Source organism: Desulforhopalus singaporensis (assembly GCF_900104445.1).
GTDB classification, from domain to species: Bacteria; Desulfobacterota; Desulfobulbia; order Desulfobulbales; family Desulfocapsaceae; genus Desulforhopalus_A; species Desulforhopalus_A singaporensis.
Map to the genome: position 1 here is coordinate 1 of NZ_FNJI01000085.1, position 4,620 is coordinate 4,620.

The following is a 4,620-nucleotide window of genomic DNA, read 5'->3' on the forward strand; positions in this document are numbered from 1 at the left end:
ATCCGCAACGGTTTAAAGGCAAAATCCCACAGCCGCTAGCCGTACCGAACGCGGCCTGGATTAATCCTCCGAAATTGCAGGCAACTAATGAAAAAACAAAATGAATTTTTGTTTTCTCAATAACAAACATAGGTTCAGTATGTTGGTCATGGCATTCAAGGTTAACGGAGCGCAGCGGAGTTACCCGAAGGGCTTGGCCTTGACTGTTATGGCCAACATGCTACTCGTATCAACACAAAGAAGGTAGTCTAAATTACCAACAAAGGTGTCTCATTTTCATTGACACATTCCGCTTTTCCCGTTGTGTAAAAGGTCGTGTTTAGTGGATTTGTGTTTTCTATCATACCCTTCATTATCGATTACTGTAATTGCTTGGAGAAGATGCTCTCTTTCTATTGTTTTGGGGATCATAGTGAGTGATAAGTAATCGCTTTCTTAGCGTCCGCTAACTTTCTCCGTTCTTTTTACTTGGTTCCATGCATTTATTGCTTACAATCCTATCCAAATAACTCCGTTTTTGCTACCAATTTGTGCACATGGTGCATTAACACAGTTCTCCCCTTGTCATCAGTTGTTTTTACCTCAAAAATACCCTGATTGTTGACAAACACACCCATCCACAGCTTTTTCACATTTCAAAAAATGATTCTTCATAACCGAGAGTGTAACGAAAACTGTGTAAATTTCCGATTAGCGCGGTGTTACGAAGACATCGTTCTTGTAATATTACCCGTGAAAATATCAAGTTGGACTTCTGAGTACCGATATTGATCTTATTCCTGTATCCCTTCAGAGCCGTCCCGTTCACGGCAAATGCCACTCAATAGACAGGCGCCCCCCTACATTCACAGAATAAGGTCAACATCTGGTGGCAATGGTCTCTCAGGAAATTCATACAGCTAATATCAACCCTTGATACGAAAGACAATCCATTATTTGATTCTGAAACTATGGAGCAATTATCATAGTTGATAACCTGTGAATATTAATCCGGTGGGCAAATACGTCTAGTCCGGATTCTGCTTTCGGGTTCGCATCTGACTATCTGGCTGTTTTTACGTCAATCAATTTGACGTCTAACTAATATATACGAAAAGTTTAAGCCTAAATGCCCGCCGGATTAATAACATCGTATGCAGATCATGAGGCAAAAAATGGTTTTTGCCTCATGAGATTTCATATGCTTATTTTCGGCACTTCGAATACCCCCATGTTCTTGACGCAGCCTTTAAAAGTGCCCGATTCTATTGCATATACCTACTTGTCTATTCTCACTTCTCCTGTAGTAATTTGAGGCGGAGAAGGATTATACTCAGCAAGATTCTCTTTAACCCAATCCGCCGCCGCTTTGTTAGATGCTACAGAATCTTCCATTGTCTCGAATACGCTGATGGTAGTAATTATACCACCTCCTGAGTCTATAAAGCGGTAATCAATGAACCCTTCGCTAGCGCTGATTAGAGGTACAAAACCATCAGTTACTCTTTTGACTATCTCATCCATCTTGTCCTGGGGGAATCCTTTGTATCTTCTAATAGTTGCGAACATAGTGAGTCCTCCTTTTTGTAGGGTGTTGGGTTAGTCTTAATAAAAAAAAACCAAGCTGCCATTTCAGTAAGGCAGCCCGGCTATCCGATAGACCCGTAGCTTTCCGTCCCCGTCGTCCGGCAGGTTTGGCTTTATCTTATTTGCAGTACTATAAAAAAATTGTACGTCAGGCACTGTTGTGCAGTCAATACTACAGGGTGATAGATTGGCCCCAAGGTAGGAGTCCAACTGTGCTCGCCATTGCATGTACATTCTCAACCCTGACCGTGCTGTGAATAGCCCTGGTGGGGCTTAAACACCGTGGAAGATAAATAAGGTGAGACACCAGTGCGGCTGTAGGCATATGCTTTGTTTGGGTGATTTCTGATCTGGTAAGTTCGGCAGCTGAGCTGTACGGTTAACATTGCCACGGTGAAGGTCAGCAGTATTGTCATTTACGTCAGCGAGAGGTGTAAATCTCGGGAGATGAGGATACCAGTGAGCTTGTTCTATAAAATTAGAACATTACATCACTGCGTGTCAAAAAGAGTCTGGATTTCTACATATGGAGCACATATTCACATCATCAAAATTCAGCAACGGTAATAGTCCGACACCGAGCGTGGTAAGGAGGCAGCCCAATTTTTCCCCTTTTAATCTGCCGCTTGATTCCTTTTGAACTGCCCAGAGAGCGCTCAGCCTGTGCGTCAGAAATCCACGGCCATGATGCCTTGATTTTTTCTTTATCCTTGGTTTCACAGGCTGCAAGATACTTATCCACCTGCCGTTTCAGATGAATGACTTCAATTATCTGATCGTGCATGCGCCGGCACACTTCTGTGGTTTTTTCATCAAGATGAGCCTTGATACGGACAGCCTTGATGCCAGCCTGTTCATACCCGGAGACTCGACCAATTTCCCGGGTTTTGGTTGCGGTATGATCCGCCAACAGGTTCCAATAATGGTCCGGTTTGGTCCCGAGTTCCCGAAAATGAACCTTCATGAGTTCGGCTAGATCTTTTCTGTTGTAACCACCTTCAAAAAAGTCCTGGAGGGTAGCCTTGAATCCTTCCGAAAGATTATCGTCATAATAACTGCCGATCCAAAACATGAGGTTTGTGTCAAGAATCTTGAGAGTCTTTTGATCAGCGAGGTTCCATACGATTTTAACCCCGGCACCTTTGGCTGCTTCGCCGGCACCGATCAAGAACAAAGCCTCCTGTATATCGATGAGCTGAACGCGTTTAGCCTCATCCAGGGGCATTTTCAGACCATCTGAAACGTTTTCTTCAATAAACAGCAACTCATCCCGGGTAACCGGACCGGTCATTGCCTGAAGCAGCCTAAGGGTTCTGATAAGAAGATCCTTGATGGACTTCTTCCAGGCATTGGACAAGATCGTTTTCAGATCTTCGAGCAAAGTCTCCAGGGAAAGCTGCTTTCGCCGTTTCAGGATTTCAGCTTCAATCTGAACCGCGGTTTCCAGGTAGCTATCTGATAGTTGCAGCACTGTCTTTTCCTCTCGGTTTAATGGTGTCACGATCCATTTCCTCGACAGTTTTAAACCCGACATTGCATTTGGGGCAAATACGGGTTCTCTGGACATGACTGTCGTATTTTTCCGTCCACCAGACTTTTGTCTTTCCGTTACAATTTGGGCAATTCATCTCTTCTCTCTCCTCACGTATTGCTTATTACTTTTGCCCCGCCAATAATCCGACCTGTTTTCTGCCCCAGATAATCCAGCGCCTGGGAGGTTGTATCCACCTGATCTGCATAAGCTGCATTGGGGAAATGCGTATGCTCATCGATGAAATCAGCAAGCCAAGGTGCATCCTCGGGGAGGAATACGTTGCCAGCCTCGACAATCGGGGAAACAAGGGATGCCCTGACGACCTTATCGCCGTCGGTGACTGTTACGGCCTTGATTGGAATTTTGGTCCCGCGCTTTATCTCCTGGACCAGCGATTGACCGCTTGCTTTATCTTCGACGAGGACGACCCGGGAACGCCATTTGTTGTAGAGATTTTTTACCGCCCGTTTAAGATCCGGATACTCTACTTTTTCCCGCCAAAGATCGAGCAAGTAATACCCGCTGTTGGTGATCCCCCAAGTCTCGCAACAGGAATACGCATTTTTCGGCCCTGTCTTGTAACCGGTATCCCATGACTGCAGGATCCATGAAATTTTCGGTCTCGTTTTGTAATACTGCCACCACTCAAGCTTGAATATTCCGCCTTCTGCCGGCGCCGGTCGTTGCTGCAGCTGGCCGGCCGCGGCATAGGTACCCAGAACAGTTTTGAGCTTTTCAATTGCCTGCCGGTCAAACCTTTTTGGAAAGAGCAGTTCCTTGTCTTCAGTTCTGGGATCCTTAAAGCCTATGGCGGTGTGATATTGCTTCTTCTCGTACTCAGCAGGAATGCAAAGGTGTTCATAGCCACCTTGTTCTAAAACGTGGCCAGAGAGATCGTTTTGGTGCACTCGCTGCATGATGATCACCTTGGATCCGGTTTTGGGATCGTTTAGTCGGGTAGACATGACCTGATCCCACCACTCGACAGTCGCCTCCCTGATCGTATCGCTCAGCGCTTCTTTTACGTTGTGCGGGTCGTCCACAACAACAAAGTCTCCCCCCTCCCCTGTCGCGGATCCGCCGACCGAGGTTGAAATTCTGTGACCTGTTTTATCGTTTTCGAATTTGATCTTTGCGTTCTGGTCTCCGGATAACTGGAATCTGTCTCCCCAGTTTTCCTGGTACCAGGGAGACTGAATAACCCGGCGACATTTGAGACTGTCCCGGGTGCTGAGTGACTGCGCATAGCTGGCAAAAATCCATCGTTTTTCCGGTTTGGTGATCCATACCCATGCCGGCCAGCAAACGGACACTGCAATGGATTTTAGATGCCGCGGCGGAATGTTTATGACCAGGTCCTGAAGCTGGCCGTTGGTAACCGCTTCAAGATGCTCGCAAATAGCATCAATATGCCAGTTGTGGATGTAGGGCGTACCTGGTTCGATCACTTTCCAGGCTTGCCGGATAAAGTGTGAGAGAGAGCGTTCTGCGAGCTCCTTGTTGATGAAGAACAAGTCAGG

General features: G+C 46.1%; 4 protein-coding genes and 1 riboswitch. All 4 genes read right to left on the reverse strand.

Features of this window, described 5'->3' with window-relative positions; all coding sequences use genetic code 11:
- Positions 1 to 1,257: 1,257 nt before the first annotated feature.
- The gene (locus BLQ17_RS21640) at positions 1,258 to 1,548 is read right to left on the reverse strand and encodes a hypothetical protein (RefSeq protein WP_092226327.1); all 291 of its coding nucleotides are present in this window, start codon (positions 1,546 to 1,548) and stop codon (positions 1,258 to 1,260) included.
- A 67-nt stretch (positions 1,549 to 1,615) separates the two neighbouring features.
- Positions 1,616 to 1,688: riboswitch (cyclic di-GMP riboswitch) on the reverse strand.
- Positions 1,689 to 2,113: 425 nt separating this feature from the next.
- Positions 2,114 to 3,067, reverse strand: coding sequence for a hypothetical protein (locus tag BLQ17_RS21645; protein WP_143005610.1), 954 nt, complete (start codon positions 3,065 to 3,067; stop codon positions 2,114 to 2,116).
- Positions 3,018 to 3,194 carry an NrdR family transcriptional regulator gene (locus tag BLQ17_RS23870; RefSeq protein WP_456236642.1) on the reverse strand — a complete coding sequence of 59 codons (177 nt, stop codon included), beginning with the start codon at positions 3,192 to 3,194 and terminating at the stop codon, positions 3,018 to 3,020. The genes BLQ17_RS21645 and BLQ17_RS23870 overlap by 50 nt, the downstream gene beginning before the upstream one ends.
- Positions 3,195 to 3,207: 13 nt before the next feature.
- Positions 3,208 to 4,620, reverse strand: a 1,413-nt coding sequence (gene terL / locus BLQ17_RS21650; protein ID WP_143005611.1) for a phage terminase large subunit, incomplete at its 5' end; no start/stop codon positions are given.